14 protein-coding genes and 1 pseudogene are annotated in these 14,812 nt (G+C 36.5%); 1 reads left to right on the top strand and 14 read right to left on the bottom strand.

All coding sequences use genetic code 11. The annotated features are described in order from the left end of the window. Positions 1–63: 63 nt before the first annotated feature. From Q0W95_RS05535 to Q0W95_RS05525, 3 genes are all read right to left on the bottom strand, one after another. Positions 64–300, bottom strand: a complete 237-nt coding sequence (locus Q0W95_RS05535; protein WP_297790703.1) for an ATP-binding protein — start codon at positions 298–300, stop codon at positions 64–66. Between the two features lie 2 nt (positions 301–302). Next, positions 303–1,517 carry a histidine kinase dimerization/phospho-acceptor domain-containing protein gene (locus tag Q0W95_RS05530; protein WP_297790701.1) on the bottom strand — a complete coding sequence of 405 codons (1,215 nt, stop codon included), beginning with the start codon at positions 1,515–1,517 and terminating at the stop codon, positions 303–305. Between the two features lie 81 nt (positions 1,518–1,598). Further along, positions 1,599–2,990, bottom strand: coding sequence for a solute carrier family 23 protein (locus Q0W95_RS05525; RefSeq protein WP_297790699.1), 1,392 nt, complete (start codon positions 2,988–2,990; stop codon positions 1,599–1,601). Between the two features lie 316 nt (positions 2,991–3,306). On the opposite strand from Q0W95_RS05525, the gene asnA reads away from it, so the two are divergent. Then, positions 3,307–4,317 carry an aspartate--ammonia ligase gene (gene asnA, locus Q0W95_RS05520; protein WP_297790698.1) on the top strand — a complete coding sequence of 337 codons (1,011 nt, stop codon included), beginning with the start codon at positions 3,307–3,309 and terminating at the stop codon, positions 4,315–4,317. A 52-nt stretch (positions 4,318–4,369) separates the two neighbouring features. Here the strand turns inward: asnA and recQ are convergent, their stop codons facing one another. The 11 genes and pseudogenes from recQ to Q0W95_RS05465 form a co-directional block, all read right to left on the bottom strand. Next, a complete protein-coding gene (gene recQ / locus Q0W95_RS05515; protein ID WP_297790696.1) occupies positions 4,370–6,157 on the bottom strand; it encodes a DNA helicase RecQ in 1,788 nt (595 codons plus the stop codon). Between the two features lie 38 nt (positions 6,158–6,195). Then, positions 6,196–7,362, bottom strand: a complete 1,167-nt coding sequence (locus Q0W95_RS05510; RefSeq protein WP_297790694.1) for a DUF4097 family beta strand repeat-containing protein — start codon at positions 7,360–7,362, stop codon at positions 6,196–6,198. Further along, positions 7,346–7,738 (bottom strand): hypothetical protein, encoded by a 393-nt coding sequence (locus tag Q0W95_RS05505; protein ID WP_297790692.1) that lies wholly within the window; start codon positions 7,736–7,738, stop codon positions 7,346–7,348. The genes Q0W95_RS05510 and Q0W95_RS05505 overlap by 17 nt, the downstream gene beginning before the upstream one ends. Then, positions 7,735–8,475, bottom strand: a complete 741-nt coding sequence (truA, locus tag Q0W95_RS05500; RefSeq protein WP_297790690.1) for a tRNA pseudouridine(38-40) synthase TruA — start codon at positions 8,473–8,475, stop codon at positions 7,735–7,737. The genes Q0W95_RS05505 and truA overlap by 4 nt, the downstream gene beginning before the upstream one ends. Continuing rightward, positions 8,472–9,266, bottom strand: a complete 795-nt coding sequence (locus Q0W95_RS05495; protein ID WP_297790688.1) for an energy-coupling factor transporter transmembrane protein EcfT — start codon at positions 9,264–9,266, stop codon at positions 8,472–8,474. Before Q0W95_RS05495 ends, truA begins: the two co-directional genes overlap by 4 nt. Then, positions 9,253–10,116: an energy-coupling factor transporter ATPase gene (locus tag Q0W95_RS05490; protein WP_297790686.1), complete on the bottom strand. Its 864-nt coding sequence runs from the start codon at positions 10,114–10,116 to the stop codon at positions 9,253–9,255. The genes Q0W95_RS05495 and Q0W95_RS05490 overlap by 14 nt, the downstream gene beginning before the upstream one ends. Beyond that, positions 10,113–10,937 (bottom strand): energy-coupling factor transporter ATPase, encoded by an 825-nt coding sequence (locus Q0W95_RS05485; RefSeq protein ID WP_297790684.1) that lies wholly within the window; start codon positions 10,935–10,937, stop codon positions 10,113–10,115. The genes Q0W95_RS05490 and Q0W95_RS05485 overlap by 4 nt, the downstream gene beginning before the upstream one ends. 8 nt (positions 10,938–10,945) lie before the next feature. After that, entirely contained in the window at positions 10,946–12,283 is a 1,338-nt protein-coding gene (locus Q0W95_RS05480; protein WP_297790682.1) for a L,D-transpeptidase family protein, read from the bottom strand. A gap of 78 nt (positions 12,284–12,361) precedes the next feature. Then, complete coding sequence (locus Q0W95_RS05475) at positions 12,362–13,492, bottom strand: class I SAM-dependent RNA methyltransferase (RefSeq protein ID WP_297790680.1); 1,131 nt, start codon at positions 13,490–13,492, stop codon at positions 12,362–12,364. Positions 13,493–13,677: 185 nt separating this feature from the next. After that, positions 13,678–14,514, bottom strand: a complete 837-nt coding sequence (locus Q0W95_RS05470) for an alpha/beta fold hydrolase (RefSeq protein WP_297790678.1) — start codon at positions 14,512–14,514, stop codon at positions 13,678–13,680. Between the two features lies 1 nt (position 14,515). Next, positions 14,516–14,812: pseudogene (locus tag Q0W95_RS05465) on the bottom strand (FAD-dependent oxidoreductase); the annotation flags it as partial.

The following is a 14,812-nucleotide window of genomic DNA, read 5'->3' as shown; positions in this document are numbered from 1 at the left end:
CAATTTTTTTGTATAAATAAAACATAAGATTTATTGATTTAAAATATAATTAGACTAAATAGGTTATATGTCTATTACAATTTTAAAAGTAGAACCCTTGCCCAATTCTGATGATACCAAAAGATTTAGACCTAGGTGATCTGCTATATGTTTGGCTATTGATAGGCCAAGGCCAGTAGATTTTTCTTCTCTTCTTCTTGCCTTATCTGCTATAAAGAACCTCTCGAAGATCCTAGCCTGATCTTTTTGACTTATGCCTATTCCGTTATCTTTTATCAAAATATATAATTTCTTATCCATAATTATAGATGATAGCTCAATTTTCCCTTAGGATTTGTATATTTTATTGCATTTTCATAAATATTTGTAAATAAATCATAAAAAAGGCTTGGTGATGTTTTAATATTGTATGATGCTATATTATTTACTATGGTAATATTTTTGGAAATAGTTTTATTGTTAAACTTTAAGATTGCGTTATTTGCCACATCTTTTATGTCAATTTCTTCCTTTTTTATTTCCTTGTTTACCTCATCTAGGCTAGATAGTTTTATAATATCGTCGATTATTTCTAGGAGTCTATTGCCCTCCTTATATATTATCTGAGCAATATCTTTGATGTCCTCATCTTTTGCCATGCTAGTTGCAATTAACTCAGCGTATCCATTTATGCTAGTTAGGGGGCTTTTTAGTTCGTGGCTTACATTAGAAGAAAATTCTCTTCTGAGGATTTCTGCTTTTTTGCTTTCTGAGTTATCTATTATAATTACAACATATCCTTTGTAGTGGTTGTTCCTAATTGGGTCTATTATAATTTTTAGGTATGATTCTTTTAGCCTGTATTCCAAGGTTTTAGGTCTTTGGTTTATTTTTATCTCCCTTATGCTTAGCTTATAACTTTCATCGTCAATCAGATTTTCAAGGTTTGACCTTTCATCTGTTGCTAATAAGTCCTTGGATGATATGTTCATTATCTCAATATTTCCGTCTGCTCCGCAAATTATTAGACCTTCTTCCATGTTTTCTGTTATTGCTAAAAGATCTTGCCGTCTTTCTTGGTATCTTTCCACATCACTTCTAAGATTTTTATTTTTAATAGCCAAGTCCTTAAAGTAGGGTTTAACTTCTTCGTATTGGGGCTCTATAATTTTGTAGTTGTAAGATTCATTGAAACGATTAAGACCCTTTACAAATTGATCAACGAGGTTGTTGATCATAAATTTGCCAATACCTACAAAAAAAATATAAACTAAGAGGTAGATTGATATTAGTTTTATTGAAAAGATATCAGCGATTGTATTTTTAGATTTAATAGGCAGAGTAAAATCTCCACCAATATAATAAGCAGTATTTAGCGAATCTCCTATGTAATAGTCAATTCTTCTTATCTTTTCATTCTTTTCTACCTCTATATCAGAAGGTTTCAAAGACTCTTTCGACCTATACAAAATATTCTTATCAATATCGAATAAAAGGATATCAAAAGATTTGTTTTTCTCTATAAAATCTTTTGCCAAGTCTATCCTATCCTTATCTTTTATTTCAAAAAAAAGGCAGACAAATTAATGTCTGCTCAAAAGCTAAAAATATAATATAATTTACTTTTCAAATATTTCTTCTTCAAATACTGATGGTTCTGTCGCCTTATCTTCTTCCTTTTCAGGAATCAGGATGTTCATCAATACTGCTGATATGGCTGCAAGAACAACTGGTGATGAACCAATTGCAATCTTTAGGCTCTCTGGCATAAATATTACTCCAGCGGCTTCTGCTACCGAAACTACTGTTGTAAAACCAAAGCCTAGGGCAACACTTGTTCCTACTATGGAAGTGTTACGCATACTTAGAGGTTGGCTTGTTATCATCTTGATACCATTCATGGTAATGATGGCAAAGACTGATAGGGTTGCTCCTCCTATTACTGCTGGTGGGATTGTTGTAAGGAGGCTTGATAGTTTTGGTATAAGTCCTGATATAAATATCATGATAGCTGCTGTTGAGAATATCTTTTTGTTGATTACCTTGTTTATTGAGATGATTCCAACGTTTTGGGAAAATGTTGCTGTTGGTAGGGTTGCAATAAAGGCTCCTAATATATTGGTAATAGAAAAAGCTGATAGTCCTCCTTGGAGCTCCTTGGCACTTGGCTCTCTATCATATCCACCTATAGTTGTTGAGGATATATCTCCAATTCCCTCGATAGAGGTTACTATAAATATTATTACAAAGGAAAATATTGCTGATGGTTCAAATTTTATTCCAAAATGCATAGGTCTTACGAATGAAAACCAGCTTGCTTCTCCTACTTGAGTCAAATCTATCATTCCAAAAAAGTAAGCTACAACATAGCCTACAATCATAGCAAAGAGCAAGGAAGATAAGCTAACTATTCCCTTACCAAAGTGGGTGAAAGAGAAGTTTGCTATTAGGGTTATTACAGCTACTAACCAATATTGCCACGCTCCCCAACCAGGTGCTGTAACATCTCCTGCTCCTCCCATGTTAGTTAGGGCTACTGGATAAAGTGAGATTCCTATACAAAGCACAACTGTACCACTTACTAGAGGTGGAAAATATGGAAGTATGTATTTTAGGGTAAAAGCGAATATCAAAGATGCGATAGCTCCGATTAATTGAGCTCCGAGAATAATAGCGACTATACCTGCTCCTCCTACATTTTGAAATTGACTGGCGAGGGCGAGCATGGTTGGTAGATAGGCAAAACTTACTCCATAAATCATAGGAAGTTTTGCTCCGAATTTTCCAATTGGATAAAGCATTAATAAAGTTGTTAGGGCTGAACCTACTAGGGACATTTGGACAAGAATTATACTATCTTCTGGTGATAGTCCTGCTGTTTGAGCAAAAATCAATGGTGGGGCAATACAAGCTGCAATCATGGCGATAACGTGTTGCAAGGCTAGTGGGAAGGCCTCAGAGAATGGAACATCTGCGTCAAACTTAAATAAATTTGAAAATTCTTTTTTCATAACACCTCTTTTCTTTATATATAAGCTAGAATAGGTTGACTATTCCTTGGCCGACAAGCTCAAAGTGAGCCTAGTGAAATAAAATATCACTTGCCATTGTTATACACTCAGCTTGGTTAAAATCAAGCTAAAGCTTTAAATCAAGGTGTTTGTGCAATCGTTTTATCATAAGTAAAGCTTGAAATCTTCTGCTAATTATTTTTGCAAAAAATATATTTTTATAAAATTACAAGAATTTTTTTTAATCTAAACCCCATCTTCCTATTTAAAACTTCCAAAAATCCAGTATATTAATTACTATTGAAAAGGAGGTATTATGAGTAAGTTAGTTATACCAGAAAATTATAAAAGCAATGTCGATTTATACAAGACCCAGTTGTTGATTAAGGAAATCAAGGATTATTTTCAAATCAACCTTGCCAACAACCTCAACCTAAAGAGGGTTTCTGCCCCACTTTTTTTATCAGGAGCGTCAGGTCTAAATGATAACCTAAATGGTGTTGAAAAACCTGTAACTTTTGACCTTCCTGAGGCAAATAATGCTCAGATGGAGATTGTTCATTCCCTTGCTAAATGGAAAAGATATGCCCTTGAAGAATACAAGTTTAAAATGCACGAGGGTCTCTATACAGATATGAACGCCATCAGACGTTGTGAGGTTCCTGATAATACCCACTCATTTTATGTAGACCAATGGGATTGGGAACTTATAATGGAGGATTGTGAAAGAAATCAAACATATCTAAAGACAGTTGTTGAAACAATCTACAGAACTATGAAATCCCTTGATGAATACCTCTCAGGGCTTATTCCTACAAGAAACAAGCTATTAAAAGATCAAATCACCTTTATGACTAGTGAAGACCTTCTCCAAAAATATCCAGACATGGATAGTAAACAAAGAGAAAGAGCTGCCGTTAAGGAATATGGCTCAGTATTTCTCATGCAAATTGGTAAGGTCTTGTCAAATGGTAAAAAACACGACCTAAGAGCACCAGATTATGATGATTGGGAGCTTAATGGAGATATCCTAGTCTATAACCCTGTCCTTGATGATGTCCTTGAATTATCATCTATGGGAATAAGGGTAAATCCACAAAGCTTAAATGAACAACTAAAGCAAACCGATAATCTTGATAGATTAAATCTCGACTACCACAAGATGTTGATAGATGGCAAACTTCCTCAAACAATAGGTGGTGGAATCGGTCAATCAAGACTTTGTATGTTCTTCCTTCAAAAGGCCCACATAGGAGAAGTTCAAGTATCCTACTGGCCAGATGAGCAAAGAAAAACCCTAGCTAATAAGGGAATAAATTTACTATAAAAAAAAGGGAACTGTTGCATAATGAATAAATCGTTGTGCAATAGCTCCTTTTTTATTTACTATTTTCATAGTCTTTGATTTTTAGCAAGAACATATCCCCATATTGGATGAGTTTCTTATCTCCTACCCCCTTGATGTCAAGCATTTCTTCTTCCGTTTTTGGTTTTTTCTTTGCCATTTCTTTAAGGCTTGAGTCTGAAAAAATAATAAAGGGTGGGATATTTCTCTTTCTTGCCATTTTAAGTCTTACCGCCTTTAGGTAGTTAAAAAGTCCTTGGTCAAAGTCTGATTCTTGCTTGGTTATTTTAGTTTCTTCTTTTTCTATCTTATTGATTAGAATTTTTTCCCCATCTAGGAGAACCTGCTTGGACTTTTCTGTAAGTTTTAGGACTGGATAAGTCGCCCCTGTTACCTTAATATATCCATCTGCTGCCAAAACTCCAACTAAATCTTTGATATAGGATGTATCTTTTTCTTTCATAAGACCAAAGGTCGATACCTTTTCTAAGTTTTTTTCCCTAGAGTTTTTATTCCTTGAGCCTTTTAGACAATCTACAATAGTTGCTACCCCATACTTCTGATTTAGCCTATAGATACAAGATAGGATTTTCTGAGCGTCAATAGTCGCATCAACTTTTTTTATTTCTGCTAGGCAATTTGAGCAATTCCCACATTCTTCTTTGCCTTCTTCACCAAAATAATTGAGGATGTAGTGTCTGAAGCACTTACTTGTATTGACGTAATTTATTATGGTTTGAAGTTTTTCTAGTTGGTAGATTTTATGAGAAAAATTATTTCCAAGATTTATCAGATGCTTGTTTATGATAATATCTTGTCCCGAATATAGGAGGATACATTCAGAAGCTTCTCCATCCCTACCAGCCCTACCTGCTTCTTGGTAGTAGGATTCCATGTCCTTGGGCATATTGAAATGGATAACATATCTTACATCCGACTTATCTATCCCCATACCGAAGGCGTTGGTCGCAACAATTATCTTGGTCCTATCGTAAATAAAATCTTCTTGGGCCTTCTTCCTATCTTTTTCACTTAGACCAGCATGGTAGCACGATACCCTGTAGCCAAGTTTCTTTAAATTCTTGTAGAGCTCATCTACTCTTTTTCTCGTTGACGCATAAATTATTCCCGAATCTTTTTCGTGCTTATTTAGGTAGTCCTTGATGAATTTCAACTTATCCTTGGGCTTTGCTACCTTGAAGTAGAGGTTTTCCCTATCAAAACCAGTAACTTTCACAAAGGGATTGGTTAGAGATAGGTTATTTATGATATCTTCCCTCACCTTTTCTGTAGCTGTCGCCGTAAAGGCTGTTATTTGAACATCTCCCACAATATCATAAAGTTCTGGTATTAATTTGTAAGAAGGGCGAAAATCATGACCCCATTGGGAAATGCAATGGGCCTCGTCAACTGCCACAAAGGATATGTCAACACTTCTAATAAACTCCCTAAAGAATTCATTTTCTAATCTCTCAGGAGATATGTATAGGATTTTTATCTCTCCCTTTTTTATATCAGCAAGGATATTTTTGTAAGCGTCAAAGTCTAAACTCGAGTTGATAAAGGCTGCGGCAATTCCATTTTCCCTTAGAGAATCAACCTGATCTTTCATAAGGGAAATCAAGGGTGATACCACAAGGCTTAGCCCATCTTTGATTAGGGCAGGTAGTTGGTAGCAAATAGACTTTCCTCCACCTGTTGGAAGAACTCCCAACACATCACTACCTTCCAATATTTTTTCCACTAGGTCTTCTTGCCCCTTTTTGAAAGAATCATAGCCAAAATATTTTTTTAATTTTCCTAGTAAAATTTCTTCATTCATCTCTGTCCTTATCCCAAAAAAAATAATTAAGCCTAAGCCTAATTATTTTCTTCGTAATCTTTTGTATCTTCACTTTGCTTATCGGTATCGTAATCTTGACTTGTGGCATCTTGATCGCCTGATTGAGATGAATTTTCCTCTTCATCGTCATGGTGGTGATGGTCTTCATCATCTCCACGCTTATCCTTATCCGAAGCATCTCTTATATCTTCATCGTTGGCTTTATCCTCATCATCCCTGGTCTTTTGACTTTTGTTGGTGATGTATTCCTGTGGATCAAGCACTGCTCCCTCTCCCCTGTTGAAGATTATATCTCCTATCTTTGTTCTTAGGGATATTTCATACTTGCCATTATTCTCGCTTTGGTAGCCATCTTTTATATTTCTATAAGAAACATTGCCCAGAATGAAAGTTCCAAGGCTCATTTTGGCACTAACCTTATACTCATCAACTTTCTTATCTGCCTTTACGATTATATCTCCATTTTGGGTTGAAAAGTCGAGTTTGTTGCCAAGTTTTGAGTCTGTAACATTGATGTTTCCAGTGGTTGTGGCAAGTTTTGTCTCACTTATATCGCACTTGGTCAAGCTTATAGAACCAATTTCATTGCTAATAACTCCCTTAAAAAGGGCATTGTCTAAGCTTATATTTCCACTTCTTACTGCTAGGTTAAAATTTTTAGCCTCAAGGTCTGTTATTTTAACATCACCCGCAGTTATTTTTCCCTTAATCTCATCAAGACCAGCATCTTTTGGCAAGAAAATCCTAACTATAGGCATCTTGTCTTTCATATACAAGTCCTTACCCTTGATTTTGCTTTTAAGCTTGAGGACTCCCTCACTAAAGCTTACATCCATATCATAAACATGGTTATCATCCTTATAGAGGACTGTGTATTCTATATATGGGTTGGTGGTTGACTTTTGGATTCTTACATCACAAGTTTCTAAGTCAAAATCAATAGTCTTTATCTTATTCAAATCAACCCTCATAATCTTGGATTGGTTGTAGGAATTATCGTCAATCTGGCTAGTTGTTGCAAGATTTCCTGACATAGGTCCTGCCCCACCCCTTGCAAAATAAACTGCAAGAGCTACTAGAAGGACTACAGCCGTAAAGATTAGGTTTCTCTTTTTTAAGAATCTTTCCAAGGTTTTTCTATTAAATTTTTTCTTAAATTTTTTATCATTATTCTTCTTTTCCATTATTTACTCCGATAAAATTATAGCCAAGTATCATTGCTGTCGTAAATATCAGGATAGCCAAAACAAAATAGACCCTTCCTCCATTTTCAATTATAGGTTTGAGAAAGTAGGTGGTTGTTTTGCTAAACTCTTCTCCTCTTATATATTGTATCATAAAGCCAATTGATATTACATTGTAAAAGATAAAAATGAAGGCAAGGATATTTTCACAAAAGCCAAGTCCTGTAGTTTTTACATAATAGAAGGTCAGTACTAGGAGGATAAAAATAAGTCCTAAATAGAAAATAATCATTCTTTCCTTAACAAAGACCCCCAAGGCAAAGGCGAAAATTATTATAAATAGAGCCTTGATTTCTTTTTGGATTCTTTCTGTCAAAATTCCACCCTCCATAGGTAAAGTCCTTGAGCTCCTAGGGCAGGATTTGCCCTTTGCTTGTTGGACTTATCAAAGTACCTCTTGTAATCATCAATACTAATCTTTCCTCTAGCTAGTTCTATGAGAGATCCTACCATAATTCTTACTTGGTTGTGGAGGAAGGATTCACCCCTAAAAAATATCTCCAAGTCATCCCCGTTTTCAAGAAAATAGGCCTCATCCAACCTTCTTACAGTATTTATAGCTAAATCCTTATCTTCCATCATAAACAACCTGAAATCATGGACTCCTACAAGAATATCAAGACCCTTTTTAAGCTTATCCAAGTCAAGCTTATAAGTTACCTGTTGCTTATAATTTCTATAGATTGGATGCATTTGCTTTTTTCTACATATTACATACTTGTAGAGCTTGGATTTTGCACAAAATCTAGCATGAAAATTAAGGTCAACTTCCCTTGAAGATATTGCCAAAATATCATCTGGCAAATGTGGTTGGATATGAAACTTAAAGGCTTTGGGATCTACATCACTTGCAGTAAGAAAATTGACAAAGTGGCTTTTGGCATGAACTCCGCTATCCGTTCTCCCGCATGAAACTATCCTATTGTCCTCACCAGTTACCTTGTGAATGGCCTTGGTGATTTCTTCTTCTACACTTCTCTGGTCCTTCTGATATTGAAAGCCTGAAAAAAGAGCCCCATCATATGAGGTCTCTAACAAAATATTTCTAATCATAGGAAGTGGTAAACTATTACACAAAGGCAAAAGATACTAAATAGACAAATGGTAAGCCAGTCGATCTTTCCCATACTAATCTCATTTAGTTTAGTCCTTTCAAATCCTATCCTATACATCCTAGCTTCCATGGCAGTTGCAAGGTCATCGCTTCTCTTAAAAGAGTTGATGAAAAGAGGGACTAGGAGAGGAATCATGCTTATGGCACGGTTTATAATATTTCCCGATTCAAAATCTGCTCCTCTTGCCATCTGTGCCATCCTTATCTTTTGAGCTTCATCAAAAAGTGTTGGGATAAAGCGAAGAGATATGGATATCATCATAGCAAGTTCCCCTGCTGGGAAACCAAATCTCTTTAGAGGCGAGAATAATTTCTCAAGCCCATAGGTAAGCTCCATAGGACTAGTAGTAAAGGTTAGGACTGATGTTGATAGGATTATTAAAATCAATCTTAGGATTGTAAATCCTGTCCTATAAATTCCTTCCTTAGTAACACTAACAGGTCCAATAGTAAAAACTACACTTCCTTGGGTGGTTATTAGGTTGATAAGTCCTGTAATAATAATTATAAATATAAGGGGTTTTAGGGACTTAAAGACTGACTTTAGAGGAATCTTCGCCACAAATAGCATTGCCAAAAGCAGAATGCCGAAAGGTAGGTAGCCTAAGAAAGAATCCACAAAAAATATGGTAATAATATATAAAAACACTCCAACAATCTTTACCCTAGGATCTAGCCTATGGATAAAGGTATCAAAGGGGAGGTATTGACCTATACTAATGTTTCCCATCATTTCCTCCTAAAACTCTCTTTAGCTCTGCTACCGCAGCAGATACTGTGTAGATATCATCCCTTACTTGGGGATTTTTCTTCTTGTAGGCTCTCATAAACTTTGTGATTTGCGGAATGTCAAGCCCTATCTTATCAAGGTCAACTTTGGTAAAGGTCTCATAGGTCGACTTATCAGAATAAAGCTCTCCCTCGTTCATAACTATTACCCTGTCCACATATTCTGCCACATCTTCCATAGAATGGCTAACGAGGACAATGGATAGATCTGGATCGTTGTTGTATAAGTCCATAATTTCAGAAAAAATCTCATCTCTTCCTATTGGGTCAAGACCTGCTGTAAGCTCATCAAGCACAAGAACCCTTGGATTCATTGAAAGGATACCAGCAACTGCGACTCTTCTTTGTTGACCGCCTGAAAGTTCAAAAGGAGACTTATCCTTGTAGGTTTCATAGTCAAGTCCAACCTTTGCCATGGCCATTCTAACTCTTTGTTCGACTTCTTGGTCACCTAGACCCATATTCTTTGGTCCAAAGGCGATATCCTTGGCTATTGTTTCCTCGAAAAGCTGATTTTCAGGATATTGAAAGACAAGACCTACCTTAAACCTCGCTTCTTTTCTTCGCTTTTTATCTTTTGAGTTGATATCATCTATAATACAATCTCCCCTACTTGGTATAAGTAGACCATTCAAAAGTTGGACTAGGGTAGATTTTCCCGAACCCGTTTGCCCGATAAGTCCCACAATTTCATGAGAATTTATGGTAAGGTTAATATCCTTTAGGGCATATACCTCAGACGGAAGTCCTTCATTGTAGATATAATCAACATTTGTAAGTTCTATTTTCATATAATTTCTAAAAACTCCTCAATATTTAACGGAAGTTCTTTAATTCCTAGACCTGCTTTTTTAAGTTCGTAGGCAACCTCTGTTACCTGGGGTACGGCAAGACCCAATTCTTTCATCTTTGCCACTTGAGAGAACACTTCTCTCGAACTTCCTTCAAGAGCCTTCTTGCCCTTATCAAGAACAATAATCTTATCGGCAAGAACCGCCTCTTCCATGTAGTGGGTGATATAGATTATGGTCTTACCATGCTTTTTATTTAAGTCTTTGACAAGGTTAATCACATCTTTTCTTCCCTTAGGGTCAAGCATAGCTGTTGGTTCATCAAATATTATGTAGTCGGATAGCATAGCTATAACACCCGCTATAGACACTCTTTGCTTTTGCCCTCCCGAAAGGTTGGATGGATTTCTATGTTTAAAATCACTCATTCCTACAAGGTCAATGGCTTCATCTACCCTATTTCTGAGTTCAGGATTAGCTACTGCCAAGTTTTCAGGTCCAAAGGCTACTTCTTCTTCTACAGTTGTAGCAACCATTTGGTTGTCGGGATTTTGAAATACCATAGAGCATTTTTCTCTGATATCCCAAATATTTTCTTCTATTTTGCTATTAATATCATCTACCCAAATGTCTCCAGATGAAGGCATTATTTGTGCATTCAAAAGCTTGCCCAAGGTCGATTTCCCTGACCCATTGTGGCCAAGAATTGCCACAAAGTCGCCCTTGTTGATCTCGATTGAAAGATCATCAAGGGCTTTCTTACCTTGACCTTCTTCTTCCCCATTTGGGTAGACGTAAGTTAAGTTTTCTATTTTTATCATTATTCTTCCTAGTACATCATTGGTGGTGAGTTGTTGGTTGATGATTCATAAACAACAACTGGTGTATGGATTTCAACGTTATTGAAAATTGTTTCTGCGACAGATGGAGGTAGGTTTAAGCAACCATGGCTACCATCTGTTTGGTAGATACTTCCACCAAAAGAATATCTCCAATCGGCATCGTGGAGGCCTTCGCCATCCCAGCCTATAGGCATCCAATACTTTACAGGAGTATTATACTTGCCACCATAAAAGTCTTCTCCCTTTAGGGTTTGGTTCGTGTTTTTTGAAAGGATTGAGCCAACCCCAACATTGGTTTGCCAACCACCTTGGTTAATTCCTGTTACGATAGGAGATTCTACTACTAGCTCTCCATTTTTATAAAACCATAGATACTGACGAGATAGATCTACTTCTATATAAGTATTGCCAATATCTCCTCCATCCTTAGTTCTCTCAAAGCCGTATCTTTCATAAATTGGTTCTATATCACCACTTTTTCTTTGGTTAAAGAGTTTTAAAACCTCATCCCCTGTTGCTGCTTGGTCAAGCAAGTACCCGTACACTCCTGGATTTACGACAATTTCTCCAATGCCAGTTGCCTTAAACTTCCTATCTTTACCATAGGTATCTGTCTTATCTGCAACTTCTTTCATAAAGTCCATGAGCTTGTCATAGTCGATTGTAAATTTATCTCCCTTTTGCTCAAGCATAGCAACCAGATCTTTGCCAGTAAGCTTGATATCAAATCCATTAAAGTTGAATTTGATATTCATAGCCTCGATTTTTTTGGCATCTTCTTCTAATTGTTTAAGTTCCTTAGAATCTGATAGAACGGTTGGATTTTCGTAGTAGGAATCTGTAAGTTTGATATCCTTATGGTCGGTTGTAATTGCTTTTTCAATCTCTGCCCTAACCTTACCATAATCTAGCTTATTTCCCATGACAGCTTCTTTTATATCAAATGAATCTCCCTTAAAGACAAGACCAGCATCTTGGGGTTCTGTGATGTTGGTAAAGAGTGGAGACTCCTTGATAATATCATCGAGCTTGTCCTTATCGTAGTTAATCTTGTAGTCAAACTTCAACTTATCCTTAGTAAGGCCTAGAAGATTGAATGGCCAAAGCATTGCATTTTGGTCAATACTCGCATTTTTAGGAATCTTGGCATCATAGGATATTTCCTTAGAGTTAATTACTAATTTCCTATCATCCCTGCCCAAAACCTCGAGCTTAAACCCCTCTCCTACTTCTTCAAGGGCTGACTCTCTTGATGCATATGAAACATTTTTTCCATTGATATAGGTATTTGGTAGGGTTATAAATGAAAATATAAGAACTCCCACCAAGTATATCCCAATTATTATTAATGAAATCCAAAGCCATAGTCTGGATTTTTTAGCTTTCTGTGTGATAACATCCTCCTAATCTTTCTTTGGTCTTTCGCCAAAATACTGGTAATAATCTACCTTCTCGCCCCCATTGTAGAGCTTTCTTTTCTTTGATAGCCTTCTTCTAAATCTCCTATCAAACTTATCATCAGCCGTTACAAAATACAAGGACCAAGTATTCATCTTCATAAACTTATCGTTGATTTTCTTGTAAAGCTCGTCCATATTTGTAGCAGATAACCTCAGTCCATAGGGTGGATTTGATATAAGTATACCATAATCACTAGCACTTACAGAAAGAGAGGCCACATCCCTTTTGACAAAGGCGATATCTTCCCCAACCCCTGCATTTATGGCGTTGGTTTTGGCAAGACTTATTGCTCTTCCAGAAATATCAGAACCTAAGATATGAAGTTTTTTCTCATAATCAATCTTTTCTAGGGCCTCTTTTTTGGCTAACTTGTAGTGGCTCTTGTCCATAAAGATAAAGTTTTTAAAGTCAAAGTCCCTGTCAAGACCTGGAGCAATGTTTCTAGCCTTTCTTGCAGCCTCAATCAGGATTGTCCCCGACCCACAAAAGGCATCTACAAGAAACCTATCTGGCTTATAGAAAGAGAGGTCAACTAAGGCTGCCGCCAAATTTTCCCTAAGGGGAGCCTTGACAGAATCCTCCCTATATCCTCTCTTGTGAAGTCCATCCCCAGATGTATCAATATTTACACTGGCTATATCTCTGTCAAGCATTATTTCGATATTGACTCTTTCGCCAGACTTCTTGAAAATATTTCTCCTATAAGTCTTTTTCATAGAATCTATTATGGCTTTTTCTGATATAGCTTGGATGCTCCTTAAAGAAAAGAGCTTGGACTTGTAGGTCCTTGCATTGACAGTGAAATTACTATCCTCGCTCAAAAAGTCAGGCCAAGAAATAGCCTTGATATTTTCAAAAAGACTATCAAAGTCTGTCGCCTTAAACTCTTTAATTCTAAGGTAGATTCTATCGGCACACCTCAGATTGATATTTAGTTTTGCAATATCTGGTAAGTTTCCGCTAAAGGATATCATACCATCGCTTACATCAAGCTTGTCGTAACCCATATCTTGGACTTGTCTTTTGACAAGAGCCTCCAATCCGAAACTTGTCGTAATTATTATTTTTCCCATGCTTATATTATAACGTATTTTATCTATTTTTCATCTTTAATTGCCTAAATATCTAAGAAAATAAGGTATTTCTCTAAGTAGTTTATCTTTACCCAATTTTTCTTCAAATATTTATCAAATATGATAGCCTACTCGCACAAAAAAACAAGGAACTTGATAGTCCCCTGTCTTTTATATCCATCATCCTATTTTTTATCCACGGCTTTCTCAAAAAACCTATACATTTTCTCAAAAACAAGCATCCTATAGTCCTCATTTTTGAAGGAGTGATCTGCTCCTTTAATTTGTTCATACTTGGCACGAGGAAAAGACCTGCTAAGTTTCTCATTAGAATCGTTAAAGACTAGATCATCACAATCGCCCCTCATGATTAGAACCTTGCCCTCGTATTTTTCAGAAGCTCCATAGATATCCTTTCTTAGGAAGTCTATCAAAAACTTCTTATTTAGCTTAACTCCTCCAATGTCCACATCCTCAATGCTAGCAAGAATTTCTGCATAAGATTTTTTGCCATCAAGGTCTGATTTTTTCTTCCTGAGCTCTCCCTCAAACATTGTCTTTGCCATGACTTTGATATAGTCAGGATTGTTCATATCACACGCAGGAGCTAGCAAGCACATAGCCTTAGGCTTTAGCTTATGTGCCTTTAGGGTTGCAATAACACCCCCTAGAGAATGACCCATCCAATAAAGCCTGTCCCTATCTACATAGGATTTAAGCCTTGTAAAATCGTGAATCATTTCCGCTTCTGCCTCTTCTCTACTAACTGTCATATCGTAAAAACTTCCATCAGACTCACAAGTCCCAGAAAAGTCAAACCTAACCACAAGATAGCCTCTATCGGTTAGGTATCTTGCATTCTGCACCCTAAAAAAACAAGACCCATTCCTATCTCCCCCAAAACCATGGTAGAAGATTACGGTCGGATATTTTTTTCTTGCATCAAAATCATCAGGAGTATTGACCACACCCCTTAGGATTATGCCATCTGCCTTACTAATTTGCTCGTAAATGTACTTCATCTTATAGCTCGTTTAGGATTCTCGCCATTTCTACTCCCGACGCAGAAGCTTGGGATAAGGAGTGAGTAACTCCCGACCCATCTCCCAGACAATAGAGCCTTTTCTTTTTAGTTTCAAACCTATCATCAACTTCGACTACAGAATTGTAGAATTTAACTTCAATTCCATAAAGAAGGGTATCATCATTTGCCATACCTGGGGCAATCTTGTCTAGTTGATAAATCATCTCGATTATATCGTCAAGTTGTCTTTTTGGCATTACAAGAGATAGATCTCCTGCTGTTGCATTCAAGGTTGG

Origin of the sequence: uncultured Anaerococcus sp., from assembly GCF_947253225.1 — a bacterium.
In the GTDB taxonomy this organism is placed as follows: domain Bacteria; phylum Bacillota; class Clostridia; order Tissierellales; family Peptoniphilaceae; genus Anaerococcus.
This window is presented reverse-complemented; position numbering and strand designations above follow the sequence as displayed.